Raw genomic sequence first — 26,068 nt, forward strand, 5'->3', positions numbered from 1 at the left:
TGAAATAGCCATTATCCATATCCAATAAGATGAAAAATCCATACTCAAAATCCATTAATGACGCATATCACAGATTTAATGCTTATAAATTAGGTGATTAGTTTAATCGGGGCATTATTTACCGTTAGTTGAAATTGTAATGTCCATCACATAACGCTATGCCATAGCGAAATTATCCATATCTTCGCCCCTAACGACCTGACACTTTTTTTCCCTGTCTCGTACTTTCAGTGAACGAATTTCGCTGTTCAGGCAGGAAACTATGACCTCTATAAATGACTCTTCCCTTATGCCCAACGCGCTGCGCGATACGCGACGCATGAACCAGTTTGTCTCTATCGCCGCCGCCGTGGCCGGCTTGCTGTTTGGGCTGGATATCGGCGTGATCGCCGGTGCGCTGCCGTTTATCACCGATCACTTTACGCTGAGCAGCCGCTTGCAGGAGTGGGTGGTGAGCAGCATGATGCTCGGCGCGGCGATTGGTGCGCTGTTCAACGGCTGGCTCTCGTTCCGTCTGGGGCGCAAATACAGCCTGATGGTTGGGGCGGTTTTGTTTGTCGCCGGCTCCATTGGCTCGGCGTTTGCCTCGAACGTTGAAGTGCTGTTGCTGTCCCGCGTGCTGCTTGGCGTGGCGGTAGGGATCGCGTCGTACACCGCGCCGCTGTATCTCTCGGAAATGGCGAGCGAGAACGTGCGCGGCAAGATGATCAGTATGTATCAGCTGATGGTGACGCTCGGCATCGTGCTGGCGTTTCTCTCCGATACGTACTTCAGCTACAGCGGCAACTGGCGGGCGATGCTCGGCGTGCTGGCGCTGCCTGCGCTGGTACTGATCGTGCTGGTGATTTTCCTGCCGAACAGCCCGCGCTGGCTGGCGCAAAAGGGACGTCATGTGGAGGCGGAAGAGGTACTGCGAATGCTGCGCGATACCTCCGAAAAAGCGCGCGAGGAGCTGAACGAGATCCGCGAAAGCCTGAAGCTGAAGCAGGGCGGCTGGGCGCTGTTTAAGGTGAACCGCAACGTGCGCCGTGCGGTGTTCCTCGGCATGCTGTTGCAGGCGATGCAGCAGTTTACGGGCATGAACATCATCATGTATTACGCTCCGCGCATCTTCAAAATGGCCGGATTTACCACCACCGAGCAGCAGATGATCGCCACCCTCGTGGTCGGATTGACCTTTATGTTCGCCACCTTTATTGCGGTGTTCACCGTAGATAAAGCCGGACGCAAACCGGCGCTGAAGATTGGCTTTAGCGTAATGGCGCTCGGCACGCTGATCCTCGGCTACTGCCTGATGCAGTTTGATAATGGCACCGCGTCGAGCGGGCTGTCGTGGCTCTCCGTTGGGATGACGATGATGTGTATCGCCGGATACGCAATGAGCGCGGCCCCGGTGGTGTGGATACTGTGCTCTGAAATTCAGCCGCTGAAATGCCGCGACTTCGGCATCACCTGTTCGACCACCACCAACTGGGTGTCGAACATGATCATCGGCGCCACCTTCCTGACCCTGCTGGACGCCATCGGCGCAGCCGGCACCTTCTGGCTCTACACGGTGCTGAACGTCGCCTTTATCGGCATCACCTTCTGGCTGATCCCGGAAACCAAAGGCGTGACGCTGGAGCATATCGAACGCAAGTTGATGAGCGGGGAGAAGCTGCGCGACATTGGGGTGTAACGTTCAGCACGCCCGATAACGTGGTTCTCGGGCGTGCGAACAACCCTTTATGCTGCCGGCTTGTTTTCAGCCACAAGCTCAGCATCGGAAAGCCCGGTCAGTCTCAGCACACATTCGCGATCAAATCCTTCTGCAATCATGCTTTGCGCAATGCGTAACGCTTCCTGGTGTTTTGCTTCCAGTCTTAATCTTTCCGCGATTGTCATCAGCCTCTCCTTGTGTGGTGTGGAACAACGTTCAGCAATCTGGCGAATAAAATGACTAAATTCAGCCGCATCACCGAATCGCATCATGTAATTAAATAATGATTTGAGCTGGGTGTCATTAGCGCAACCCGTAACCATTAATGCGCCGAGTCGGTCGATTAATTCCATCAAATCCCGCTTGCGGATGTGTTTTTGAATAAGTTCCAGCAGTGCTATTCGCCTGTGCTGCATGATGTCGTCATCGGGGAAAACCGTGATATCGACAAGCGGAAACGATCCCATATAGAGCCGACTCGCCTGAACGGGATCGTCAAACTCCTCCAGCCAGCTCAGAGGGTATGGGTATGGACTTTCCAGGCCATGATAAAACAGCATTGGCACGACCAGAGGAAGCCTTTTATGTCCGGCATCCAGATGACGCTGCATAGCCGACATCGCGTATCGCATCAGCCTAAAGGCCATGTGCCTGTCCGGTGAGCTTTGATGCTCAATCACAATATAAATATACCCTTCACCTTTTGTGGTTTTCAGTGACCAGAGCACATCTGAATAGCTGGCTCGCAAATCCTTCTCAATAAAGCTGCCTGATTCCAGCGTTAATGTCCGAAGATCGCAAAGCGAACGCAGGGAAGAGGGGAGATGTATCTCAAGAAAATCCCGGGCGGTTTCGGGGTGGCAGAGAAACTGTTTGAAGACCGCATCATGCGGTGTTGTGCTGGTCCGGGCTTTCATAGCGATCCGTCACTATCAGAAAAGAGAGGGTGACTGTAATCGCTGACGCTATCGTCGGCATTCGGCCTTTCTCGATTCTACGAGCGGGGTTCAGCGCTAATTGCGTAAGGGTGAAACATTTTCAGTATTCAGGAATGCGCCTCGCAAAATAATTACCAGGCGCACAGGCTCAAGTAGGCCGGGTAAGGCGCAGCCGCCACCCGGCTTTTTGGGTTAACGCATCGCGCGTTTCAAAATACGCTCTGCCTGACGCTGGAAGTCGGCGGCGGTCTCTTCCACGGTTTTCTGGCCGTAGTCGATGTACTGCAAGGAGGTGCCGAACTGCGCCACAATCTGCGGGTCGTCAAAGTATGGCGATACGGAGAGTTTGGCAGGCAGAGACTGCGCCAGGCGCAGGCCCGCAACGGACGGATCGTTCTCTTTGATGGTGCCGTCTTCGGTCAGGAACTGCACCGCCGCCTTGCTCAGCGGTACGCCGCGCTCCAGGCCCAGCGTATCAACACCCTCTTTGCTGTTCAGCAGGAAGTTAATCAGCTTCGCCGCCGCTTCCGGGTTTTTGGTGGATTTACCAATCGACAGCATCTGCGCCGGCTTGAAGAACAGGCCCGCGTCGGTCGCGCCCGGCAGCATCGGGTAGTTGCCCAGCTCCAGCTTCGCCGGTGGCTTCAGGTTGTCGGAATACTTGTTGATGGTGGAGTTCCACATGTAGGTGCCGCCCCATTCACCCTGGATCCACGGCTTCATCTCGTACATGTTGCTCTTACCAAAGGACGCATAGTATTTGGTATCAGGCATCACGTGGCTATCCACCAGCTTTTTGTAGGTCTGGAAAAACTCCACCCACTGCTCTTTGGAGTAGGCGAACTTCTTCGTTTTTTCATCCACCGCCGCGATGTTGTACTTCTGGATCATGTACGAGTTCAGCAGCGCCAGGGTGTCCTGGTGCTCAAGCACCACCGGGTAATACTGCTTGCCGAGCTTGCTTTCGAAGGTTTTCCCGGCGGCCATCAGGTCGTCCCAGGTTTTCGGGTATTCCACGCCCGCTTTTTTCCAGGTCTCGTCGTTAAAATAGAAGACGCGGGCGGTCACGGAGATAGGGATCCCGTTCAGCTTGCCGTTCACCGTGGTGGATTGCAGCTCTTTCGGATCGAACTGGGTTAAGTCGATCACGTCCTTCATTTTGTTCAGATCGTAGAAGCCGTCGCCGGTTTTAGAGAAGATTGGCAGCCAGTTCCAGTTGGTCTGCATCACGTCCGGCTCGGTGCCGCCCGCAATCTGCGTGGTCAGACGGGAGAGGTGGCCGTCCCAGCCGGTGTACTCCGCCTTCACGTTGATATCCGGGTTCTGCTTGTGGAACTCTTCCAGCGCTTTCAGGGTCACCTGATGGCGGCCGTTGCCGCCCCACCAGGACATACGTAAATCAACGTCTTTCGCCATCGATGGCAACGCGGTAAGGGCCAGAGTCGCGGAGATTGCTGCGCTTAAAAGCACTTTTTTCATTTTTATAACTCCATTAGAGAGAGATGTTCTGTTCAGTTTTTGCGTCAAAAATATGACACTTATTCATATCAAACTTGAAGTACACCTTACGATGAAGGCCCTTATCAATCATTGGCTTAGCTTCGTCGGAAGGAATTCGGGCGGTCAGTTCGTAATCCGCGACTTTCAGGTACACAAAGAACTCGTGGCCCATGTTTTCGACGCGCACCATCTCACCGCTACAGCCGCCGTCCACGAACGGCTCATCGGAAAGCGATACGAATTCCGGGCGCACGCCGTAGAAGACCTCTTCCCCGGCAAAGGCTGCGACTTTCTCCTGCTTTTCGGCGTTTAACGGCATGGTCTCGTTGCCGATGGCGATATGCAGACGCCCGTTGTTTTCCACCAGCCGACACTTGCGGATGTTCATCTCCGGCGCGCCGATAAAGCCCGCCACGAACATGTTCTTCGGCTTGTGGTAGAGGTTGTCCGGGGTATCGACCTGCATGATGTGGCCGAGCTTCATCACGCAGATGCGGTCGCCCATGGTCATCGCTTCGGTCTGATCGTGCGTCACGTAAACGGTGGTCGCCGGTTTACCGGATTTTTTCAGCTGCTTGTGCAAATCCGAGATGCGAATACGCATCGAGGCGCGCAGCTTGGCGTCGAGGTTGGACAGCGGTTCGTCGAACAGGAATACGTCGGGCTTTTTCACAATCGCGCGGCCTACCGCCACACGCTGCGCCTGGCCGCCGGAAAGCTGGCGCGGCAGGCGGTCGAGCAGCTCTTCCAGCTCCAGAATTTTGGCCGCTTCGTTCACCTGGGACTCAATCTGATCCTTCGGCAGCTTGCTCAGCTTCAGGCCGAAGGCCAGGTTCTCACGCACGGTCATGTGCGGATAAAGCGCGTAGTTCTGGAACACCATTGCAATCCCGCGCTCTTTCGGCGCGAGGTTGTTCACAATCTTGTCGCCAATGCGCACTTCGCCGCCGCTGATGGTTTCCAGGCCCGCCAGCATACGCAGGGTGGTGGATTTGGCGCAGCCGGATGGCCCGACGATCACCATGAACTCCCCTTCAGCGATTTTCAGGTCGATAGCATGTACCGCTTTGAAGCCGTTGGAGTAAACCTTTTCCAGTTTGTTGAAAATAACTTCAGCCATGATATTTCCCTCTTAACCTTTAATTCCGCTGCTGGTCACGCCCTGTACGAAGTAGCGCTGTGCCAGGAAGAAGACAATGATGGATGGCAGAATGGAGATGCTCGCCATTGCCAGAATTTCGTTCCACGGCGCACCTTCGGTGACGTCGATGGACATTTTCAGAGCCAGTGCAATCGGGTATTTATCCACGCTATAGACGTAAATCAGCGGCCCGATAAAGTCGTTCATCGACCACATAAACTGGAACAGGGCGACGGAGATAATGGCCGGTTTGAGGATCGGCACCACCACGTACCACAGCACCTGAATGGAGTTACAGCCGTCAATTTGCGCCGCCTCTTCCATGTCACGCGGGACGCCGCGCAGGAACTGGATCAGCATAAAGACGAAGAACCCCTGCGTGGCGAAGGCCAGCGGCAGGTACAGCGGCATATAGCTGTTCAACATGCCCATTTCGCGGAACATCAGGTACTGCGGGATCAGCAGGACGGTGCTTGGCAGCAGCATGGTGGTGATAAGCGTCGCGAACCAGAATTTCTTCCACGGGATCTCGAAGCGGGCAAAGCCGTAGGCCACGATGGTGGAGGAGATAATGGTCAGGATCACTTTCGGGATCACATACTTAAAGGTGTTCAACATGTAATGGCCGAAGTTGTACTCGGTCCCGGTTTTCCAGCCGTTCACGAAGCCGTCCCAGGTAGCGTGTGCCGGCCACAGGCTCAGGGTGGTGAAGATCTCGTGGTTCGGTTTGAACGACGCCGAGAACATCCACACCAGCGGATAGAGCATCAGCAGGCCCACGAACAGCAGAATCACGTAGCGGATGCTGGCGTTGATTTTCTCTCTGCGCAGGGTGCGGGCCACTTCGCGCTCCGCAACGCTTCTCGCCGTGGAGAGTTGTTGGATATCAGCCATTTTTGCCTCCTTTATCGGCGGAGTAGAACACCCAGTATTTCGAAGACTTAAAGGCGATGGCGGCGAAGACGGCCACGACCAGGAACAGAACCCAGGCCAGCGCGGCGCCGTAGCCCATATCAAAGTATTTGAACGCGGTGTCGTAGATGTAGAGCGAGAACAGATAGGTCGAATAGGTCGGGCCGCCGCCGGTAATGACATACGGGCCGGTAAATTCCTGGAACGCCTGCGTGGTCTGCATGATGAAGTTAAAGAAGATAACGGGGGTGATCAGCGGAACGGTAACCTTCATGAACATCTGCCATTTGGACGCGCCGTCGATCATCGCCGCTTCATACTGCGACTGCGGCACGTTTTGCAGCGCGGCAAGGAAAATCACCATCGCCGAACCGAACTGCCAGACGCGCAGCAACGTCACGGACATCAGCGCCAGAGAAGGCTCACCGAGCCAGTTCACCGGGTCGAATCCGAAGACGCCAATAAAGCTGTTCAGCAGCCCATCAATGGCAAATAGCGCGCGCCACAGAACGGCAATGGCCACCGAGCTGCCCAGGATGGACGGAATATAGTAGGCGGTACGGAAGAAGCCGATCCCGCGTAATTTAAAGTTCAGAACAAACGCAATGCCTAATGCAAAGGCGAGCTTCAACGGAATGGTCAAAAATACGTAGGCAAAGGTCACGCCCATTGATTTCCAGAAGAGAGAATCTTCTGTAAACATGTAGCGATAGTTTTCGATGCCGTTAAACACCGGCGGGCTCATCAGATCGTAATCGGTAAAACTGAGAAAGAACGATGAGACAAAGGGAAACGCGGTAAAGATTATCAACCCGATTATGTAGGGTGATATCCACGCTAGCCCCAGCATTTTGTTTTCATTCATACATACCTACCTGGCAATCAATGGTTTTTAAAACGGGATCCGATTGTGGTGCTGTCACCCCACGCCTTTACAAAGGCCAGAGGCGGTGTGTTCGGTATGAAACGCGTTGCAGTTAATCCTTAACTCTTGTTTTATTTCTCTTTTCCTTTGGGTTGATGGCCGTGCGCTTTACGGGTTTTAAAAACTCACGAACCGTTGTTCTTGAATACTAAAACATCGTTTTATTTTATTTTATTGCGATTTGTTTCCGCGTCATTCGCTTAATGATGGAAATGTGATCGCTGTCGAAACGCTGTTTCAATAAGGTGAGGAAGGTGGCAGTTTTGGCTTTCTTGCGTGGAGTTGGCACCACAAAAAAGCAGGGGAGAACGGGGTGGTGCAGAGGAGTAATATCAACCCGGCACCCGGTTGGCTAACTACTAAATTTGATAGATAGTCCAAAGAACAAAGTATTTGGCATTCAGATAATTCTTACTTTCTTGTATCATCACGGCCTCAGGGATTTCTCAGGCAGATTAGCTGCGCGACCAAAAAGAAGAATTGCTATGTCAGTCATGGATTTTAAAAAAAATACGGATGTGGATTTCTCCCGTCACTCCTCCCCGGTACACGACTTAAAAGAAATTGACCTGCTTGGCATCCTGGATACGCTGCTGGCGGCCAAAAAACGCATTCTCGCCACCATGCTCGCCTTTGGCCTTGCCGGGCTGGCGATTGCCTTTATCCTGCCGCAAAAGTGGACCAGTAAAGCCGTGATTACCCCGGCGGAGCAGACTCAGTGGAACCCGCTGCGCCAGATGATGGTGGCGCTTCAGGTGCTGGATGTGGATGTGAAAATTACCCGTCCTGAGGTCTTTAACCTGTTTATCAAAAAATTCCAGTCCCAGTCGCTGCTGGAAGAGTACATGACCTCCTCCCCGTACGTGATGGAACAGCTGAAAGAGGCGGATATTGATCCTCAGGAGCTGCATCGCGCGGTGGTCAACATTGCCGAGCAGATGAAAGCCGTGGACAACACGTCGGCGAAAGATGCGGAAAAGGCGCTGTACGCCTCCTGGACGCTGAGCTTCACGGCGCCGACGGCTACCGACGCGCAGACCGTGCTGGAAGGGTATATCCACTTTATCTCGGCGCTGGTTGAGCAGGAAACCATGCAGAATATCCGCAACCAGGTGGCGCTGAAAACGCAGATGGAAAAGCAGCAGCTGGAGCTGGACAGGGTTCGCCTCACCAATATTCACAACACCAACCTGCAACGTCTGAATTACTCCCTTGAGGTGGCAAACGCTGCCGGGATCAAAAAGCCGGTCTACAGCAACGGCCAGGCGGTGAAGGACGATCCGGATTACTCCGTGGCGCTCGGCGCTGACGGGATCGCGCAAAAGCTGCAAATTGAAAAATCGATTAAAGATGTGGCGCAGCTGAATGCGGATTTCCAGAACCGCCAGTATCACCTGGCGCAGCTTCAGAAGCTGTCGGTTCAGGACGTGAAGCTGGAGCCGTTTAAGTACCAGCTTTCTCCGTCAATGCCGGTGAAAAAGGACGGCCCGTCTAAGGCACTCATTCTGGTGCTGGCGCTGATTGTCGGCGGGCTGTTTGCCTGCGGCGGCGTGTTGCTGAACGAGGCAATGAAAATGCGCAAACCTCTGACCGAGCCGCTGCCGGTACCGGTCACGGAGTAAAAATAAAAAGGGCGGTGTAGCACCGCCCTTTTTTTATTTCAGGAAATCTTCCCGCACCGGGGTGAAGGTATCAAGCAGCGTACCGGGCTTCAGGCAAACGCAGCCGTGCATGACATGCGGCTCTTTGTACAGCGTGTCGCCCGCCGTCACGACGTGCTTCTCATCGCCAATGGTGAACTCAAACTCGCCCGACAGCACGTAGGTCAGCTGCTCGTGCGGATGGTTATGCAGCGGGCCGACAGCGCCTTGTTCAAAATTCACCTCAACAGCCATCATCTTTCCGTCATGCGCCAGAATGCGACGCGTCACGCCATTGCCCAGATCCTCAAGCGTGGTCTCTTTGTGAAAAATAAACATAGTCCGATCCTGTTATTAAATAAAACAACGTTTCATTTAATTTATATCACGGCGGGATAAAAGGAAACGCAGAGCCAAAGAACTGGAAACGGGATCACAAGTTTGCTTCACTGGAGAAAACGTAAAGGAGAGAACATGAAAACGATTGGCCTGTTGGGTGGAATGAGCTGGGAATCAACCATTCCTTATTACCGCCTGATTAACGAAGGGGTAAAGCACCGCCTCGGTGGACTGCACTCCGCGAGCCTGCTGCTGCACAGCGTGGACTTCCACGAGATTGAAGCCTGCCAGGCAAGCGGTGAGTGGGATAAAGCCGGGGAGATACTGGCGAACGCCGCGCTCGGGCTGGAACGTGCTGGCGCGGAGGGCATTCTGCTCTGTACTAACACCATGCACAAGGTGGCCTCGCACATTGAATCACGCTGCGCGTTACCCTTCCTGCATATTGCCGACGCCACCGGGCGGGCGATTACGGCGGCGGGCATGTCAAGCGTGGCGCTGCTCGGCACCCGCTACACCATGGAGCAGGACTTTTATCGTGGTCGTCTGGCGAGCGAATTCGGCATTGAAACCCTGATCCCGGACGAAGCCGACCGGGCGCGCATCAACCAGATTATCTTTGAAGAGCTGTGTCTCGGCACCTTCAGCGAGCCGTCCCGCGCCTGGTACGTCAGCGTGATCGAGAAGCTCGCGCAGCAGGGGGCGGAAGGGGTGATCTTCGGCTGTACGGAAATTGGTTTGCTGGTGCCCGTTGAGCGCAGCCCGATCCCGGTGTTTGATACCGCCGCCATTCACGCCGCCGACGCCGTCGAGTTTATGCTGTCATAAAGGCTGTTGCAGGTCGGGCAAGCGCCGCGCCACCTGACGCGCGTGGGTCAGCAGATGTTCGCTGAAGGCGTCCACCAGCGCTGAGGCCGGGCGATGCTGAGGGCGAATCAGGCTCACGGTGAAAGGAACCGATACGCTGAAAGGGCGGATAACAATGCCGCTTTCGGCGTAATCCAGCGCCGTTAACGGGTTCACCACCGCAATGCCCACGCCCGCGCGCACCATCGCGCAAATGGACGCAGCGCTGTGGGTTTCCACCACCATTCTGCGTTTCACCTGATGCTCGGCAAAGAGTGAATCCAGCAGCTGACGGTAGCTGTCGGTCTGCGACAGGCTGATGTAATTTTCCCCGTGGAAATCCGCCGGGGTGAGCACCGCTTTCGCGGCGAGCGGATGCCCGGCGGGCAACACGCACACTTCATCCAGCGAGAGCAGCTCCGTACGCGTCGTCCCGGCGGGCGTGGCGAGGGTTTCCGTCAGCCCCAGATCGTGGCGCTGCGCCGAGAGCCACTCTTCCAGCAGCGGCGACTCCTGCGGCACGATGGTGAGATTGACCTCGGGATAGCGCGCCAGAAAAGGCTGGAGCAGCATCGGCAGGAACGACTGGGAAAAGACCGGCAGGCAGACGATGGACAGCTCGCCCTGGCGAAACTCCCGCAGGCTTTCCGCCGCGCTCACGATCCGGTCCAGGCCGTACCAGGAGCGCTGCACCTCCTCGAACAAGCGCAGCCCCTGCACCGTGGGGTGCAGCCTGCCGCGGGCCCTTTCAAACAGCCGTAGCCCTAACACTTTTTCAAAACGCGCCAGCTCGCGGCTCACCGTCGGCTGGGAGGTGTGCAGCATGTTCGCGGCTTCGGTGAGATTGCCGGTAGTCATCACGGCGTGAAAAATCTCGATCTGGCGTAGGTTAACGGCGGGCATAGGGCACCTGACAGTGAAAGTAAGCCATATCATTTTTGCATAGACTCGCCATAAAACGATATTTTTTATTCTTCTGCGGCTGTGGCGTAATCATCAAAAAATTAACGCCCCGGAGAAAACCATGCCACGCCCGCTGAACCAGACTGACACCGACCTGAACGCCGATAACCTGCTGCGCCTGCCTGCCGAATTTGGCTGCCCGGTGTGGGTTTACGACGCGCAGATCGTTCGCGATAAGATCGCCGCGCTGCATCAGTTTGACGTGGTGCGTTTTGCCCAGAAGGCGTGTTCGAATATTCATATCCTGCGCCTGATGCGCGAGCAGGGCGTTAAGGTGGACTCCGTGTCTCTGGGGGAAATCGAACGCGCGCTGGTGGCCGGGTTTGATCCCAAAGCCGACAGCGATGCGATTGTCTTTACCGCCGACCTGATTGACGACGCCACGCTTGCGCGCGTTCACGAACTGAATATTCCGGTCAACGCCGGTTCCGTGGACATGCTGGAACAGCTGGGCCAGGTATCGCCGGGCCACCGCGTCTGGCTGCGCGTTAACCCCGGGTTTGGTCACGGCCACAGCCAAAAAACCAATACCGGCGGTGAGAACAGCAAGCATGGCATCTGGTATGCCGACCTGCCCGCCGCCCTTGAGGTGTTACAGCGCTATAGCCTGAAGCTGGTAGGCATTCATATGCACATCGGCTCCGGCGTGGACTACGGGCATCTGGAGCAGGTGTGCGGCGCGATGGTGCGTCAGGTGATCGACTTTGGTCAGGATATGGAGGCGATCTCCGCCGGTGGCGGGCTGTCTGTTCCGTATCGCGAAGGGGAAGAGGCGATCGATACCGATCACTATTACGGCCTGTGGAGCGCCGCGCGCGACAAAATCGCCGCCCATCTGGGGCATCCGGTGAAGCTGGAGATCGAACCGGGCCGCTTCCTGGTCGCCGAATCCGGCGTGCTGGTGGCGCAGGTGCGCAGCGTAAAAGAGATGGGATCGCGCCACTTTGTGCTGATCGACGCGGGCTTTAGCGATCTGATGCGCCCGGCCATGTACGGCAGCTATCACCACATTAGCGCGCTGGCGGGCGACGGGCGCGACCTGACGCACGCCCCGCTGATTGAGACCGTCGTCGCAGGCCCGCTGTGCGAATCCGGGGACGTGTTCACCCAGCAGGAGGGCGGCAAAGTGGAAACCCGCGCGCTGCCGGAGGTGAAACCGGGTGATTATCTGGTGCTGCACGATACCGGGGCCTACGGGGCGTCGATGTCGTCTAACTACAACAGCCGTCCGCTGCTGCCGGAAGTGCTGTTCGATCGCGGCGCGGCGCGGCTTATTCGCCGCCGCCAGACCATCGAGGAGCTGCTCGCGCTGGAGCTAGTTTGAGTTGAAATACGGCCCCGTGGTCACCGAGTCGCGCAATACCAGCGTGCCGGTGAAGGGCGGGATCGTTTCGACCGGCTGGTTTTTTGCCAGCCGGATCGCCTGATCGATAGCCGTCACGATCATGCTGTCGATCGGCAAATAGACGGAAGAGAGCCCCGGCTCCAGCCATTTCGCGCTGGGCGCATCGTCAAAGCCAAACAGCGAAATATCCTGCGGAATACGCAGCCCGGCCTGATGTAACGCCTTCGACGCCCCGAGCGCCATGTCGTCGTTACAGGCAAACAGCGCGGTGAAGGGCACCTTTTCAGCGATAAACTCCTGGCACAGCTCATAACCCCGCGTCATGCCCGCGTCGCCATACTTCACCCGGCGATCGTCCCAGACGATCCCGTGCTTCTCCAGCGCCTTGCGGTAGCCCATCAGGCGCGCCTTGCCGGTCGGCGTGTGGATGGGCACGGTGATGCAGGCAATCTCCCGATGCCCCTGGCTAATCAGATAGTCCACGGCCTTGAAGGCGGCGTCCTGCTGTTCAAAAAAGACGCAGCGATCCGCGGCCTGGCTCACCTCGCGGTTGATGATCACCAGCGGGGTTTGCACGGAGTGGATCAGCTTCATGATCGTTTTTTCGCTCATGTAGCGGGTATACAGCACGATGGCGTCGCATTTACGGTCGGCCAGCATCTGCACCGCCATCTCTTCCTGCTCGGGGGCGTCGTGTCCGTCGGTGACGATCAGCTGTTTGCCGTGGGTTTCCGTCTGGCGGGAAGCCTGCTGCAACAGGCGGCCAAAGTAGAAACCGTCAAACGTCGACACCACCAGACCAATGCTGTTGCTGGTCTGGTTCGCCAGCGAGCGCGCGAGAAAGTTTGGCCGGTAGCCCAGCTCTTCCATCGCCTTAAACACCTGCTTGCGCGTGCTCTCTTTTACCTGACCTGTGCCGTTCAACACGCGTGATACGGTGGCTTTCGACACCCCTGCGCGTAATGAGACATCCAGCATTGTTGCCATTAGAAATTCCTGCTTAACGTAATCATTCGAAGTTTATCACAGACATCCAGGCACTTATGCGCAGCGGGGAGGGCAAAACCCCATCAGGATCACGCTTTCAGGTAACGGTGCGGCGCACCAGCATAAAACGCAGCAAGTGGCATACCAAAGTGGTGATAAATCATGATTTGGAATACCTCTTGCCACACTGGGAGCTTAATCACAGAACGATCTGTATCTGAAAGCTATTTTTGGTATGCCAATAACAGGCGGCTGTAGATCGACTCCAATAAAAGCCCTTCACTGAGGTATTACCCTATGGCATTGCAGGAAAAACTGATCGACGCTCTGGGCAGTTTCGCCACCAAATTCAACAGCTATCGCTACATCATGGCGATCAAGTCCTCCTTTATTATTCTGATGCCGGTCATCATCGTGGGCGCCTTCTCGGTGCTGATCTCCAACATGGTGCTGGATCCAAAAAACGGGCTGGCGAGCTTTCAGTCGCTGGCCTTCCTCGCCGCGCTAAAGCCAATAACCAGCGCGATTAACTACGCCACGCTTAACTTTCTCAACATCGGCGCGGTGTTCCTGATTGGTATCGAGCTTGGGCGCATCAACGGCATTAAGTCGCTGTTCCCCGGCCTGCTGGCGGTGATCTGCTTTATCTGCGTCACCCCCACCACGGTTGAGATGCTGGTAGACGGCGAAATGCACGTGGTAAAAGACGTGCTGCTGCGCCAGTTCTCCGACACCCGCAGCCTGTTCCTCGGCATGTTTATCGCCATTCTGTCCGTCGAGATTTACTGCTGGCTGGAAAACCGCAAGGGGCTGAAAATCAAAATGCCGGACACGGTGCCGCCTAACGTGGCCGCGTCCTTCTCGGCGCTGATCCCGGCGATCATCACTACCACCGTGATTGCCACCTTCGGGTTTGTCTTCCACCAGATAACCGGGATGTACCTCTACGATGCGGTATACCAGGTGGTGCAGCAGCCGCTGGAGCGCGTGGTGCAAAGCCTGCCGGGGATCCTGCTGCTGATGTTCGTGGCGCAGCTGTTCTGGGTGATCGGTATTCACGGCAACCAGATGATCAAGCCTATCCGCGAGCCGCTGCTGCTGGGGGCGATTACCGTCAACATGAGCGCCTTTGAGCAGGGCAAAGAGGTGCCGAACATCATCACCATGCCGTTCTGGGACGTGTACATGAGCATCGGCGGTTCCGGGCTGACCATCGGCCTGCTGATTGCGGTGATGATCGCCACCAAACGCAAAGAGATGAAGGAAATCGCCAAGCTCTCCATCGGCCCGGGCCTGTTTAACATCAACGAGCCGGTGATATTTGGGATGCCGATCATGCTCAACCCGATCCTGGCGATCCCGTTCATTATCACCCCGCTGGTGACCGGCTCCATCGGCTACTTCGCTACCGCCGCCGGGTTCGCCGGCAAAGCGGTCGTGATGGTGCCCTGGACCACGCCGCCGCTGATCAACGCCTGGCTCTCCACCGCCGGTTCGATGGGCGCCGTGGTGACGCAGCTAATCTGTATCGTCACCTCGGTCATTATCTATCTGCCGTTTGTGAAGATCGCTTCTCGCCGCGCAGAGCAGGCCGCGCTGCAACAGGCCACCAACAACGCGTGAGGAACTCATGAGCACAAAGCAGATAACCATTCCGCCCGATTTTATTCTGGGGGCGGCGGCCTCCGCCTGGCAGACCGAAGGCTGGAGCGGCAAAAAGCCGGGGCAGGATTCGTGGCTCGATCTCTGGTACAAAAACGACCGCCACGTATGGCACGAGGGCTACGGCCCGGCGGTGGCGACCGATTTCATCAACCGCTTTCGGGAAGACGTGGCGCTGATGAAGCAGGCGGGGCTGACCCACTACCGCACCTCGATCAACTGGTCGCGCTTTTTAACCGACTACGAAAACGTCACGGTGGACGAAGAGTACGCCGCTTATTACGACGCCCTGTTCGACGAAATGCACCGTCAGGGCATCGAGCCGATGATCTGCCTGGAGCACTACGAGCTGCCGGGCGTACTGCTCGACGCCTACGGCGGCTGGGCGTCGAAGCACGTGGTCGAGCTGTTCGTGCGCTACGCGGAAAAGGTCTTCGAGCGCTACCACGGCAAGGTGACGCGCTGGTTTAGCTTCAACGAGCCGATTGTGGTGCAGACCCGCGTTTATCTGGACGCGCTGCGCTGGCCGTATGAGCAAAACACCCACACCTGGATGCAGTGGAACCACCACAAGGTGCTGGCGACCGCGAAGCTGGTGAAGCTGTTTCGTGAGAAGGGCTATCGCGGAACGGTGGGCTGCATTCTCAACCCGGAAGTGACCTATCCCCGCTCCCGCGCGCCGCACGACGTCAAAGCGGCGGAAATTTACGATCTCTTCTATAACCGCGTGTTCCTCGACCCGCTTGTCCACGGGCGCTATCCCCCGGAGCTGTTTACCCTGCTGGCGCAGCATCAGGTTGAGTGGGACTACACCGAAGACGAGCTGGCGCTGATCGCCGACAACACCGTCGACGAGCTGGGGATCAACCTTTACTACCCGCACCGGGTCAAAGCGCCGTCCCGCGCCTGGCACCCGGACACGCCTTTCCATCCGGCGTACTTCTACGAGCCGTTTGAACTGCCGGGGCGTCGGATGAATAAGTCTCGCGGCTGGGAGATTTACCCGCGCATCGTCTACGACATGGCGATGCGGATTAAAAACGACTATCGCAACATCGACTGGTTCGTGGCGGAAAGCGGCATGGGCGTCGAGAACGAAGCGCAGTTCCGCAACCGCGACGGGATGATTGAAGACACCTATCGCATCGACTTTATCAGCGAGCACCTCTACTACACGCTGCTGGCGCGGGAGGAGGGGGCGAACTGCCGCGGCTATATGCTGTGGGCGTTTACCGACAACGTATCGCCGATGAATGCTTTTAAAAACCGCTACGGGCTGATTGAGATCGATCTCGAAAACAATCGCGCCCGACGCCCCAAAAAATCGGCGGCCTGGTTCAGGCAGCTGCGCGATGAACGCGTGCTGACGCTCAGCGTTGACGATGAATGGAAGTGAGCCTTCTGATAAAATAGTGCACAAACTGGCCGGGAGGACCCCGGCCTGCGCATTAACTGAAAAACAGGTGAAAACGTGGATAAGGCTGTCATCCTGCCGGAAAAGAAGCAGTACCAGGAAATTGGCGAGGATTTGCGCGCCCAAATTATCCAGGGACATTATCCCGTTGGCTCGCGCCTGCCGCCGGAGCGCAACATCGCGGAAACCTACGGCGTGAGCCGCACCATCGTGCGTGAAGCGCTGCTGATGCTGGAGCTTCAGGGCACGGTGGATATCCGTCAGGGATCGGGCGTGTACGTCATGCGCATCCCGGAAGAGCATGAAAACGAGGAAGAGCGCTTTCTCAACAGCGACGTGGGCCCGTTTGAGATTTTGCAGGCGCGCCAGCTGCTGGAAAGCAACATCGCCGCCTTTGCCGCCAAAATGGCGACCCGCGCGGATATCGACAACCTGCGCCGCATCATCGAGCAGGAACAGCGGGCGATTGCCGCCGACGACAACAGCCAGGACAACAACAAAATGTTCCATCTGGTGCTGGCGGGCGCTACGCAAAACCAGATGCTGCTGGCGACCGTCGAAAGCGTCTGGCACCACATGGACAGCAGCCCGCTGTGGCAGCAGTTTAACGTCCATATCGCCAGCCGCGCGTACCGCCTGAAATGGCTGGGCGACCGCCAGACCATTCTCGCCGCGCTGCGTCGTCGCGACGTGATGGGCGCCTGGCAGGCGATGTTCCAGCATCTCGAAAACGTGAAAAAGAGCCTGCTTGAGCTGTCCGACGAAGACGCGCCGGACTTTGACGGTTATCTGTTTGAGTCCGTTCCCGTCTTTCAGGGGAAGCTGGTGTGAACATCCTGCCGCTATACGCCGCGCCGCAGTTTGCGGAAAAGGTTATTGACTGGATCTGGACGGCCTTTGGCGACGGGCTGCCGCGCGCCTTTTTCCAGAGCATTGTTGACCACAGCCAGACGCCCGGCGCGCTGCCGCTCACCTTTATTGCCGTCAAGGGCGACCGGCTGCTCGGCACCGTCGGGCTATGGCGCTGTGATTTGATTTCGCGTCAGGACATCTGCCCGTGGCTGGCGGCGCTGTACGTCGATGAGGCCGCGCGCGGAAAAGGGCTGGCGGGGGAGTTGCAAAAACATGTGCAGGCGTATGCGCTAAGCGCCGGGTACACCGAGCTGCATCTGTGGTCGGCCTGCCGCGACTTCTACGAAGGCTACGGCTGGCAGTACGTGGGCGACGCGCTGGAATACCCGGATAAAACCGTCCATCTGTACCGTTATTCGCTGGTGGCGTCTGCGGGTGGCACCACCGAGTGACGGCGCACCAGCGTCGGGCTGAACAGGTGCGTAATGTCCGGCGGCGGGTTTTTATCCGCCAGCGCTAACGCCAGCTCTGCCGCCTGGGTGGCCATCGTCACGATAGGGTAGCGCACGGTGGTCAGGCGAGGGCGCACGTAGCGCGCCACCAGCACATCATCAAAACCGATCAGCGAAATCTCCGCAGGCACCTCAATCCCGTTATCGTTTAACACCCCCATTGCCCCGGCGGCCATCGAGTCGTTATAGCTGGCAACGGCGGTGAAATTGCGCCCGCGTCCCAGCAGCTCGGTCATGGCCTGCTCGCCGCCGCTTTCGTCCGGCTCGCCGTAGGCCACTAGCCGATCGTTGCACGGCAGGTTGTTTTCCCGCAGCGCGTCGTAATAGCCCTGAAGACGGTCTTCGGCGTCGGAAATCGGGTGGTTTGAGCACAGGTAGCCGATGCGGGTATGGCCCTGCTGGATCAGGTGACGGGTGGCAAGCCACGCGCCGTAGCGGTCGTCGAGCGCCACGCAGCGCTTTTCGTAGCCGGGAATAATGCGGTTAATCAGCACCATGCCGGGGATCTGCTTCATCAGATGGATAAGCTCGGCATCCGGCAGCATTTTGGCGTGCACCACCAGCGCGGCGCAGCGGTGGCGGATCAGCTGTTCGATGGCCTGGCGCTCTTTTTGCTCGTTATGATAGCCATTGCCGATCAGCAGGAAATTACCGGTCTGATAAGACACCTGTTCCACCGCTTTAACCATCGCGCCGAAGAAGGGATCGGACACGTCGCCCACCACCAGACCCACGGTTTCGGTCGACTGCTGCGCGAGGGCGCGGGCGTTGGCGTTGGGGTGGTAATTGAGCGATTCCATGGCGCTTTGCACTGCCTGGCGTGATGCGTCGCTGGCCTTAGGGGAGTCGTTAATCACGCGCGACACCGTCGCGACGGAAACACCGGCCAGACGAGCCACATCCTTTATTGTCGCCATTTAATACCTTCTTAGTGGGGGTAAGCGTTTACACACGAACTAGTGTTGCGGAAAAGTAGCGCGCATTCAAGGGGCGGGGATTGTTCACACCTGACAAACGTGATGCAGCACATGGCCCGCGCGTGTAATCGTTACACGCTCAGGCGTGTCTGAATAATGTCAATCCGAACCTTTAGTTACACTTTGCCTCAGGCTGTTGCGATTGTCCGATAGCGAAGAGAAGGGCGGGATTGATAGAGTCGAGATCCCAGAGGTATTGATAGGTGAAATCAACTCCGGTTGATTAACACGATTTACACCAACCTGCGTTTATACGCAGGTTTTTTTTGCCTAAAGTTCAACCTGTAACAGCAAAAGAGAATATTCACACCTGGTTGCACTTCGGCTCATTCCCTTGCGTTTTCCCGCTGGCGAAGCCTGTAGCGAACGGCCACAATCAAGATCCCAGAGGTATTGATTGGTGAGAATTCTTAGTACGCATTTCGTACTCATCACTTGCACCAACCTGCGCGGATGCGCAGGTTTTTTTTCGTCTGGTTTTTGCTATCGCTCCTGCTGCACTTCTCGTGTAATCTGCCACCATTTACGTTTATCCCACACTGGCTGGCAAAGGGAGTTGAAATGCTTTTTGGGTTCTTCCGTACACTTTTCCGTCTTCTCTTTCGCATCCGCGTCACGGGTGATACCCGGGCCCTGAGCGGCGAACGCGTTCTTATCACCCCGAACCACGTTTCCTTTATAGACGGCATTTTGCTGGCGCTGTTTCTGCCCGTGCGTCCGGTGTTCGCGGTCTACACCTCCATCAGCCAGCAGTGGTATATGCGCTGGCTGGCGCCGCTGATTGATTTTGTGCCGCTCGACCCGACCAAACCGATGATGATTAAGCATCTGGTGCGCCTGATTGAGCAGGGGCGCCCGGTGGTGATCTTCCCGGAAGGGCGCATCTCGGTGACCGGCTCGCTGATGAAAATCTACGACGGCGCGGGCTTTGTCGCCGCCAAATCAAAGGCCACCGTCGTTCCCCTGCGCATTGAAGGGGCGGAGCTGACCCACTTCAGCCGCCTGAAGGGGCTGGTGAAGCAGCGCCTGTTCCCGAAAATTACCCTGCATATTCTGCCGCCAACGACCCTGCCGATGCCGGACGCGCCGCGCGCCCGCGATCGCCGTAAAATCGCCGGGGAGATGCTGCACCAGATCATGATGGAAGCGCGCATGGCGATCCGCCCGCGCGAAACGCTCTACGAATCGCTGCTGTCGGCGCAGTACCGCTACGGCGCGAAGAAAAACTGCATTGAAGACGTCAACTTCACGCCGGACACCTACCGCAAGCTGCTGACCAAAACGCTGTTTGTCGGGCGCATCCTTGAGAAGTACAGCAAGCAGGGCGAGAAGATTGGCCTGATGTTGCCTAACGCCGGGATCAGCGCGGCGGTGATTTTCGGCGCCGTGTCGCGCGGGCGTATTCCGGCGATGATGAACTATACGGCGGGCGTCAAAGGGCTGACCAGCGCCATCACCGCCGCGCAAATCAACACCGTCTTTACCTCGCGCCAGTTCCTCGATAAAGGCAAGCTGTGGCACCTGCCGGAACAGCTGACCCAGGTGCGCTGGGTATTTTTAGAAGATCTCAAAGCGGACGTGACCGCCGCCGATAAGCTGTGGATTTTCGCGCACCTGCTGGCCCCGCGTCTGGCGCAGGTCAAACAGCAGCCGGAAGATGCGGCGATTATCCTCTTTACCTCCGGTTCAGAAGGCAACCCGAAAGGGGTGGTGCATAGCCACAAGAGCATTCTGGCAAACGTCGAGCAGATCAAAACTATCGCTGACTTTACGGCCAACGATCGCTTTATGTCCGCGCTGCCGCTGTTCCACTCCTTCGGCCTGACCGTTGGCCTGTTTACCCCGCTGCTGACCGGCGCGGAGGTTTTCCTCTACCCAAGCCCGCTGCACTACCGCGTGGTGCCGGAGCTGGTCTATGACCGTAACTGCACCGTGCTGTTCGGCACCTCGACCTTCCTCGGCCACTATGCCCGTTTCGCCAACCCGTATGACTTCTACCGTCTGCGCTACGTGGTCGCGGGCGCGGAAAAACTTCAGGACAGCACCCGCCAGGTCTGGCAGGACAAGTTTGGGATTCGCATTCTGGAAGGCTACGGGGTGACGGAGTGTGCGCCGGTGGTCTCTATCAACGTGCCGATGGCGGCCAAACCGGGCACCGTTGGCCGTATTTTGCCGGGAATGGACGCGCGCCTGATGGCGGTGCCGGGCATCGAAGAGGGCGGTCGTTTGCAGCTCAAAGGGCCAAACGTGATGAACGGCTATCTGCGCGTGGAGCACCCTGGCGTGCTGGAAGCGCCAACGGCTGAAAACGTTAACGGTGAAATCGAGACCGGCTGGTACGACACGGGCGATATCGTGCGCTTTGACGAGCAGGGCTTTGTGCAGATCCAGGGGCGCGCAAAACGCTTCGCCAAGATTGCCGGTGAGATGGTGTCGCTGGAGATGGTCGAGCAGCTTGCCGCGGCGGTATCTGCTGAGAAAATGCACGCTACGGCGGTGAAAAGCGACGCCAGCAAAGGTGAAGCGCTGGTGCTGTTTACTACCGACAGCGAGCTGACGCGCGAGCAGCTATTGCAACATGCGCGCTCGCACGGCATTCCTGAGCTGGCCGTGCCGCGCGATATTCGCTATCTGAAGCAGCTTCCGGTGCTGGGCAGCGGTAAACCTGATTTCGTTACCCTGAAAAGCATGGTCGAAGAGGCGGAACAGAAAAATGCATAAGTCAGCGCACGCTAACACCTCAATCTGGTCGAAAGGCATGATGGCGGTGATTGCCGCCCAGTTCCTCTCTGCGTTTGGCGATAACGCGCTGCTATTTGCCACGCTGGCGCTGCTGAAAGCGGAGTTCTACCCCGACTGGAGCCAGCCGATCCTCCAGATGGTGTTTGTGGGCGCTTACATCATTTTTGCCCCCTTCGTCGGGCAGGTGGCGGACAGTTTCCCGAAAGGCCGGGTGATGATGTTCGCCAACAGCCTGAAGCTGCTGGGGGCGGCGAGTATCTGCTTTGGCGTTAACCCCTTTATCGGCTATACGCTGGTGGGGATTGGCGCGGCGGCCTACTCGCCGGCCAAGTACGGGATTCTGGGCGAGCTGACCACCGGGGATAAGCTGGTCAAAGCCAACGGCCTGATGGAGTCATCCACCATTGCGGCGATCCTGCTCGGCTCCGTGGCGGGCGGCATTTTCGCCGACTGGCACGTGCTGGCGGCGCTCGGCATTTGCGCCGTGGTGTACGGCGGGGCGGTGATCGCCAACCTGTTTATTCCGAAGCTGGCCGTGGCGCGCCCGGGGCAGTCGTGGCGCTTTACCCCCATGACCGGAAGCTTCTTCAACGCCTGCCGCGTGCTGTGGCGCAACGGGGAAACCCGCTTTTCGCTGATGGGCACCAGCCTGTTCTGGGGGGCGGGCGTGACGCTGCGTTTCCTGCTGGTGCTGTGGGTGCCGACCGCGCTCGGCATCACCGATAACGCCACGCCAACCTATCTTAACGCGATGGTCGCTATCGGGATTGTCGCTGGCGCAGGGGCCGCGGCAAAGCTGGTGACGCTCGACACCATTGCGCGCTGCATGCCGGCGGGGATTTTGATTGGCGTGGCGGTGCTGTTTTTCGCCTTGCAGCACGCGCTGCTTCCGGCCTATTTGCTGCTGATCCTGATCGGTATTCTCGGCGGATTCTTCGTGGTGCCGCTTAACGCGCTGCTTCAGGATCGCGGCAAGCAGACCGTCGGCTCCGGGAACGCCATCGCGGTGCAAAACCTGGGCGAGAACACCGCCATGCTGGTGATGCTGGGGCTCTACTCGCTGGCGGTCAAAGTGGGCGTGCCGGTCGTGGGCATTGGCGTGGGGTTTGGCGCGCTCTTTGCGCTGGCGATCGCCGGGCTGTGGATTTGGCAGCGTCGGCGATGATCTGTGCGGGCTGATGCCCTCACCCCGGCCCTCTCGAACCTGTAGGCCCGGTAAGCGCAGCGCCACCGGGCAACAATGCTCGATTATGGTGCCGGATAAGTATAAATCTGATGCACCGCTTCAATCTCCGCCAGCACCTCTTCGCTGAGGTTCAGGTGGAAGCTTTCGATGTTGGTCTTAAGCTGTTCCATCGTCGTTGCGCCAAGCAGGGTGCTGGCAACGAACGGCTGGCGGCGCACAAAGGCCAGCGCCATCTGGGCAGGGTCGAGCTCGTGACGTTTCGCGATATCCACATAGGCTGCAACGGCCTTCTGCGTCTGCTCGCCGCTGTAGCGGGTAAAGCGGCTGAACAGCGTGTTGCGCGCGCCGGCAGGCTTCGCACCGTTCAGGTATTTCCCGGTCAGCGTTCCAAAGCCCAGGCAGGAATAGGCCAGTAATTCCACCTCTTCATACTGCGACACTTCTGCCAGGCCCACTTCATAGCTGCGGTTAAGCAGGCTGTAAGGGTTCTGAATGGTGACGATACGCGGCAGATCGTGCTTATCCGCCAGATGCAGATAGCGCATTACGCCAAACGCCGTTTCGTTCGACACGCCGATATAGCGAATTTTGCCCGCACGCTGGCACTCGGCCAGAGCTTCAAGCGTTTCCAGCAGCGTCACCACCGGGGCGCTATCCGTCCAGCTGTAGCCGAGCTTGCCGAAGCAGTTGGTCGGGCGCTGCGGCCAGTGAACCTGATAAAGGTCGAGATAGTCGGTTTGCAGTCGCTTGAGGCTCTCGTCCAGCGCGGCGCGGATATTTTTACGATCCAGCACCTGGTTCGGACGGATCCCGGCGTCGCTGTTACGCGCGGGGCCGCTGACTTTCGAGGCAACAATCAGCTTTTCACGGTTGCCGCGCTTCGCCAGCCAGTTGCCGACGTAGGTTTCGGTTAACCCTTGTGTCTCCGGGCGCGGCGGAACAGGGTACATCTCTGCAACGTCAATCAGGTTAATGCCCTGGCTGACGGCGTAATCGAGTTGCGCATGGGCATCGGCTTCGCTGTTTTGTTCACCAAATGTCATCGTGCCCAACCCCAGTTGGCTTATCTCCAGAGAGCTGTGGGGGATACGGTGATAATGCATAGCCGGCTTCCTTTACAATGGGCGTCAGGAACTCCCCGACGAAGGAATATAAACATGGCAGAGGGGAGGCAAAAGGGGAAGAGAAAAAAGCAAAAAGGCCAGCAAGCTACTGACCTTTATCTGTTTATCGTTCGATAATCTGTGAAACTTCGTCGCGGTTGATCTGCATTTTATTACCCTGCTGGTCGCGGTAGCTTACCAGCCCGGTATCATCGTCAACTTCGGGTTTGCCGTCGGTCAGGATCATCCTGCCATCCTTTGTCGACATGACATAATCGCTACTACAGCCCGACACGGCAAACGCTAAACCGACCGCAGAAATCAACACCGCCCATTTTTTCATCGTTATCATCCTCACCTGGCTCGTATCCAATCATAGTGTAGTAATAACCTGTTATAACGAAAGGAGAAAGCGGTAAAATCTTAAAAACCAGGTGATTATGTTAGATACTGCGCAAATTTGGTTAAAAAACTAGGTTTTGAGTAAGAAATGTCGGGCCAGCAGGGCGCCGGTAAAGTTCTTTTTGAGGTAAAAACCACGGGGCAGCGTCAGGATTGGCTCACCCTTCACGCCAATGGCCTCCGTCAGCGCCTTACTGTTGGCCGCTTTGGGGCGGATCTGCAACACTTCACCGTGGCGGGCGGTAATACGTTCAACCTGGCCCAGCACAATCATATCCATTAACTCTTCCCAGTCCTGGCTAAGCTGTCGATCCTCTTCTTCATCCGGACTCCAGAGCAGCGGTGCCCCCACGCGGCGCTGTGCCAGCGGGATCTGCCTCTCGCCCTCCACCGGCACCCACAGCACGCGCTTAAGCTTATGCCGCACGTGGCTGGTTTCCCAGGTCACGCCGGTATTGCCCGTCAGCGGTGCCACGCAGACAAAGGTGGTCTCCAGCGGTTTACCCTGGCTGTCGATGGGGATCGTTTTTAGCTCAACGCCCAGCGCGGCGAAATCCTGCTCCGGTTTACTGCCCGCGCTCGCGCCTAACCACAGCTCCAGCAACATGCCGATCCAGCCTTTATCGCGTTTCAAATCGTTCGGAATGGGCAGGCCAGCCATTGCCGCCAGCTCGCCCAGCGAATAACCTGCCAGGCGCTGCGCCTGATGCAGCAGCTGTTCCTCACTGGATGGGGGAGAGAGCAGGGGCGTAAGCGAATGCATGAAGATGACCTTTTGGTTAAAAAATGAGCTAAGTTTTTATACGCTGTGGATAGAGTTTAACTATTTCTGTACAGATATTCCATCCATATGATTTATATGTAATTTTAACATTTTTATCGAATCCAAAATGCCGTAAAAACCAGGTTGTTCAATTCTGGTCACTGACAATGAACAGGATCTTACACCATGTTATCCACAGAAAAATGGGATAACTGGGAATAACCCCGACTACTGGTTCAATTTACAGCCTTGACGTGGGATGAAAATCGAATTTTTACGCAAATTGTGTCTAACTTATTGGCACAATCTGTGGATAAAACCGACGCTGTTCGATCTTTCATCAGCTCGACGATCTCTCGCGTGACGATCGTCACGTTATTGGCAGTTTACGTCGTGCGAACAGCATTATTGCTATGATTAATATAGAGTTATTTTTTGGTGTTATCGAGGGTATTTTACCGCTCGCAAAGGTTGTTCATCGGTAATTCCACACTTCTTCACAACTATATCCACAGAAAACGTGAATAAAATTGCCTTTGCGGACCCTCATCTGTTTATAACTCGACTGATATTTGTGAGTTATTCAAATGTTATTAGGTTATAGGCCTGTAAGAGAGTGGTTTACCGCCTCCCTGGAGTGTGAAACAATCATTCATATATAAGGTTTAGTTTGGGGTAGTCCGGTGATAGATGACGATGGCTACCGCCCAAACGTCGGCATTGTAATTTGTAATCGTCAAGGTCAGGTCATGTGGGCCAGGCGATATGGTCAGCACTCCTGGCAGTTCCCGCAAGGCGGGATCAATCCAGGAGAGTCCCCAGAACAAGCGATGTACCGGGAGCTGTTTGAAGAGGTCGGTTTAAGCCGGAAAGATGTTCGCATCCTGGCTTCAACCCGCAACTGGTTGCGTTACAAGTTACCGAAACGTTTGGTGCGTTGGGACACAAAGCCGGTTTGTATCGGCCAGAAACAGAAGTGGTTTCTGTTGCAGTTGGTGGGCAACGATTCAGATATCAACATGCAAACCAGCAGTACGCCTGAGTTCGATGGCTGGCGCTGGGTGAGCTATTGGTATCCTGTTCGTCAGGTCGTGTCGTTTAAGCGCGACGTATACCGTAGGGTGATGAAAGAGTTCGCAAGTGTCGTGATGTCGCTTCAGGAAACACCTCCGAAGCCGCAAAGCGCACCTGCCTGGCGACGTAAAAGAGGTTAAGCAACG

The 26,068-nt window shown here is 56.6% G+C and carries 23 protein-coding genes and 1 pseudogene; 11 read left to right on the forward strand and 13 right to left on the reverse strand.

The genetic code is table 11. The annotated features are described in order from the left end of the window. Positions 1-244 precede the first annotated feature (244 nt). Positions 245-1,678: an arabinose-proton symporter AraE gene (gene araE / locus ACSVHP_RS07950; RefSeq protein ID WP_447551656.1), complete on the forward strand. Its 1,434-nt coding sequence runs from the start codon at positions 245-247 to the stop codon at positions 1,676-1,678. A 47-nt stretch (positions 1,679-1,725) separates the two neighbouring features. Here araE and ACSVHP_RS07955 read toward each other — a convergent pair whose 3' ends face one another. The 5 genes from ACSVHP_RS07955 to ACSVHP_RS07975 form a co-directional block, all read right to left on the reverse strand. Beyond that, entirely contained in the window at positions 1,726-2,616 is an 891-nt protein-coding gene (locus ACSVHP_RS07955; protein WP_447551565.1) for an Rpn family recombination-promoting nuclease/putative transposase, read from the reverse strand. A gap of 213 nt (positions 2,617-2,829) precedes the next feature. After that, positions 2,830-4,116 carry an ABC transporter substrate-binding protein gene (locus ACSVHP_RS07960; RefSeq protein WP_234670890.1) on the reverse strand — a complete coding sequence of 429 codons (1,287 nt, stop codon included), beginning with the start codon at positions 4,114-4,116 and terminating at the stop codon, positions 2,830-2,832. A gap of 13 nt (positions 4,117-4,129) precedes the next feature. Further along, positions 4,130-5,257, reverse strand: coding sequence for an ABC transporter ATP-binding protein (locus ACSVHP_RS07965; RefSeq protein WP_447551566.1), 1,128 nt, complete (start codon positions 5,255-5,257; stop codon positions 4,130-4,132). Positions 5,258-5,269: 12 nt separating this feature from the next. Continuing rightward, positions 5,270-6,172, reverse strand: a complete 903-nt coding sequence (locus ACSVHP_RS07970) for a carbohydrate ABC transporter permease (protein ID WP_234670902.1) — start codon at positions 6,170-6,172, stop codon at positions 5,270-5,272. Then, entirely contained in the window at positions 6,165-7,055 is an 891-nt protein-coding gene (locus tag ACSVHP_RS07975) for a carbohydrate ABC transporter permease (RefSeq protein ID WP_234670903.1), read from the reverse strand. Before ACSVHP_RS07975 ends, ACSVHP_RS07970 begins: the two co-directional genes overlap by 8 nt. A 545-nt stretch (positions 7,056-7,600) precedes the next feature. Between ACSVHP_RS07975 and wzz(fepE) the strand changes: the two genes are divergently transcribed. Further along, positions 7,601-8,737, forward strand: a complete 1,137-nt coding sequence (wzz(fepE), locus tag ACSVHP_RS07980) for an LPS O-antigen length regulator Wzz(fepE) (protein ID WP_417314188.1) — start codon at positions 7,601-7,603, stop codon at positions 8,735-8,737. A 33-nt stretch (positions 8,738-8,770) separates the two neighbouring features. On the opposite strand, the gene ACSVHP_RS07985 is transcribed toward wzz(fepE), so the two are convergent. Next, positions 8,771-9,094 carry a cupin domain-containing protein gene (locus tag ACSVHP_RS07985; protein ID WP_234670915.1) on the reverse strand — a complete coding sequence of 108 codons (324 nt, stop codon included), beginning with the start codon at positions 9,092-9,094 and terminating at the stop codon, positions 8,771-8,773. Between the two features lie 135 nt (positions 9,095-9,229). Between ACSVHP_RS07985 and ACSVHP_RS07990 the strand changes: the two genes are divergently transcribed. Continuing rightward, positions 9,230-9,922, forward strand: a complete 693-nt coding sequence (locus tag ACSVHP_RS07990) for an aspartate/glutamate racemase (RefSeq protein ID WP_447551567.1) — start codon at positions 9,230-9,232, stop codon at positions 9,920-9,922. Here the strand turns inward: ACSVHP_RS07990 and ACSVHP_RS07995 are convergent. Further along, positions 9,917-10,843 (reverse strand): LysR family transcriptional regulator, encoded by a 927-nt coding sequence (locus tag ACSVHP_RS07995; RefSeq protein WP_234670920.1) that lies wholly within the window; start codon positions 10,841-10,843, stop codon positions 9,917-9,919. The two genes, ACSVHP_RS07990 and ACSVHP_RS07995, sit on opposite strands and share 6 nt — an antisense overlap. A 121-nt stretch (positions 10,844-10,964) precedes the next feature. Between ACSVHP_RS07995 and lysA the strand changes: the two genes are divergently transcribed. After that, entirely contained in the window at positions 10,965-12,227 is a 1,263-nt protein-coding gene (gene lysA, locus ACSVHP_RS08000) for a diaminopimelate decarboxylase (RefSeq protein WP_417314194.1), read from the forward strand. Here the strand turns inward: lysA and ACSVHP_RS08005 are convergent. Continuing rightward, the gene (locus tag ACSVHP_RS08005) at positions 12,219-13,235 is read right to left on the reverse strand and encodes a LacI family DNA-binding transcriptional regulator (protein WP_234670925.1); all 1,017 of its coding nucleotides are present in this window, start codon (positions 13,233-13,235) and stop codon (positions 12,219-12,221) included. The genes lysA and ACSVHP_RS08005 overlap by 9 nt on opposite strands. 297 nt (positions 13,236-13,532) lie before the next feature. Here ACSVHP_RS08005 and ACSVHP_RS08010 point away from each other — a divergent pair, with 297 nt between their 5' ends. The 4 genes from ACSVHP_RS08010 to ACSVHP_RS08025 all read left to right on the forward strand — a co-directional run bounded on the left by ACSVHP_RS08010 (position 13,533) and on the right by ACSVHP_RS08025 (position 17,615). Then, entirely contained in the window at positions 13,533-14,858 is a 1,326-nt protein-coding gene (locus ACSVHP_RS08010) for a PTS sugar transporter subunit IIC (protein WP_447551569.1), read from the forward strand. A 7-nt stretch (positions 14,859-14,865) separates the two neighbouring features. Further along, entirely contained in the window at positions 14,866-16,293 is a 1,428-nt protein-coding gene (locus tag ACSVHP_RS08015; protein ID WP_447551571.1) for a glycoside hydrolase family 1 protein, read from the forward strand. 75 nt (positions 16,294-16,368) lie between these two features. After that, positions 16,369-17,142 (forward strand): GntR family transcriptional regulator, encoded by a 774-nt coding sequence (locus ACSVHP_RS08020; protein WP_234670939.1) that lies wholly within the window; start codon positions 16,369-16,371, stop codon positions 17,140-17,142. Continuing rightward, positions 17,139-17,615 (forward strand): GNAT family N-acetyltransferase, encoded by a 477-nt coding sequence (locus tag ACSVHP_RS08025; RefSeq protein WP_447551573.1) that lies wholly within the window; start codon positions 17,139-17,141, stop codon positions 17,613-17,615. The genes ACSVHP_RS08020 and ACSVHP_RS08025 overlap by 4 nt, the downstream gene beginning before the upstream one ends. On the opposite strand, the gene galR is transcribed toward ACSVHP_RS08025, so the two are convergent. Further along, positions 17,576-18,592 carry an HTH-type transcriptional regulator GalR gene (galR, locus tag ACSVHP_RS08030; protein ID WP_234670943.1) on the reverse strand — a complete coding sequence of 339 codons (1,017 nt, stop codon included), beginning with the start codon at positions 18,590-18,592 and terminating at the stop codon, positions 17,576-17,578. The two genes, ACSVHP_RS08025 and galR, sit on opposite strands and share 40 nt — an antisense overlap. Positions 18,593-19,213: 621 nt before the next feature. On the opposite strand from galR, the gene aas reads away from it, so the two are divergent. Further along, positions 19,214-21,373 (forward strand): bifunctional acyl-ACP--phospholipid O-acyltransferase/long-chain-fatty-acid--ACP ligase, encoded by a 2,160-nt coding sequence (gene aas, locus ACSVHP_RS08035; protein WP_447551575.1) that lies wholly within the window; start codon positions 19,214-19,216, stop codon positions 21,371-21,373. Then, the gene (gene lplT, locus ACSVHP_RS08040) at positions 21,366-22,559 is read left to right on the forward strand and encodes a lysophospholipid transporter LplT (protein ID WP_447551576.1); all 1,194 of its coding nucleotides are present in this window, start codon (positions 21,366-21,368) and stop codon (positions 22,557-22,559) included. Before aas ends, lplT begins: the two co-directional genes overlap by 8 nt. Positions 22,560-22,642: 83 nt before the next feature. On the opposite strand, the gene ACSVHP_RS08045 is transcribed toward lplT, so the two are convergent. The 4 genes and pseudogenes from ACSVHP_RS08045 to ACSVHP_RS08060 all read right to left on the reverse strand — a co-directional run. After that, complete coding sequence (locus ACSVHP_RS08045; protein WP_447551577.1) at positions 22,643-23,683, reverse strand: NADP(H)-dependent aldo-keto reductase; 1,041 nt, start codon at positions 23,681-23,683, stop codon at positions 22,643-22,645. Between the two features lie 124 nt (positions 23,684-23,807). Continuing rightward, positions 23,808-24,026 (reverse strand): YgdI/YgdR family lipoprotein, encoded by a 219-nt coding sequence (locus ACSVHP_RS08050; protein WP_234670985.1) that lies wholly within the window; start codon positions 24,024-24,026, stop codon positions 23,808-23,810. Positions 24,027-24,155: 129 nt separating this feature from the next. After that, a complete protein-coding gene (gene mutH, locus ACSVHP_RS08055; protein WP_234670987.1) occupies positions 24,156-24,848 on the reverse strand; it encodes a DNA mismatch repair endonuclease MutH in 693 nt (230 codons plus the stop codon). Positions 24,849-25,002: 154 nt separating this feature from the next. After that, a pseudogene (locus ACSVHP_RS08060) lies at positions 25,003-25,089 on the reverse strand (hypothetical protein); the annotation flags it as partial. A gap of 442 nt (positions 25,090-25,531) precedes the next feature. On the opposite strand from ACSVHP_RS08060, the gene rppH reads away from it, so the two are divergent. Beyond that, positions 25,532-26,062 (forward strand): RNA pyrophosphohydrolase, encoded by a 531-nt coding sequence (rppH, locus tag ACSVHP_RS08065; RefSeq protein WP_014071600.1) that lies wholly within the window; start codon positions 25,532-25,534, stop codon positions 26,060-26,062. Positions 26,063-26,068: the final 6 nt, after the last annotated feature.

This window comes from Enterobacter sp. 186315 (assembly GCF_053290175.1).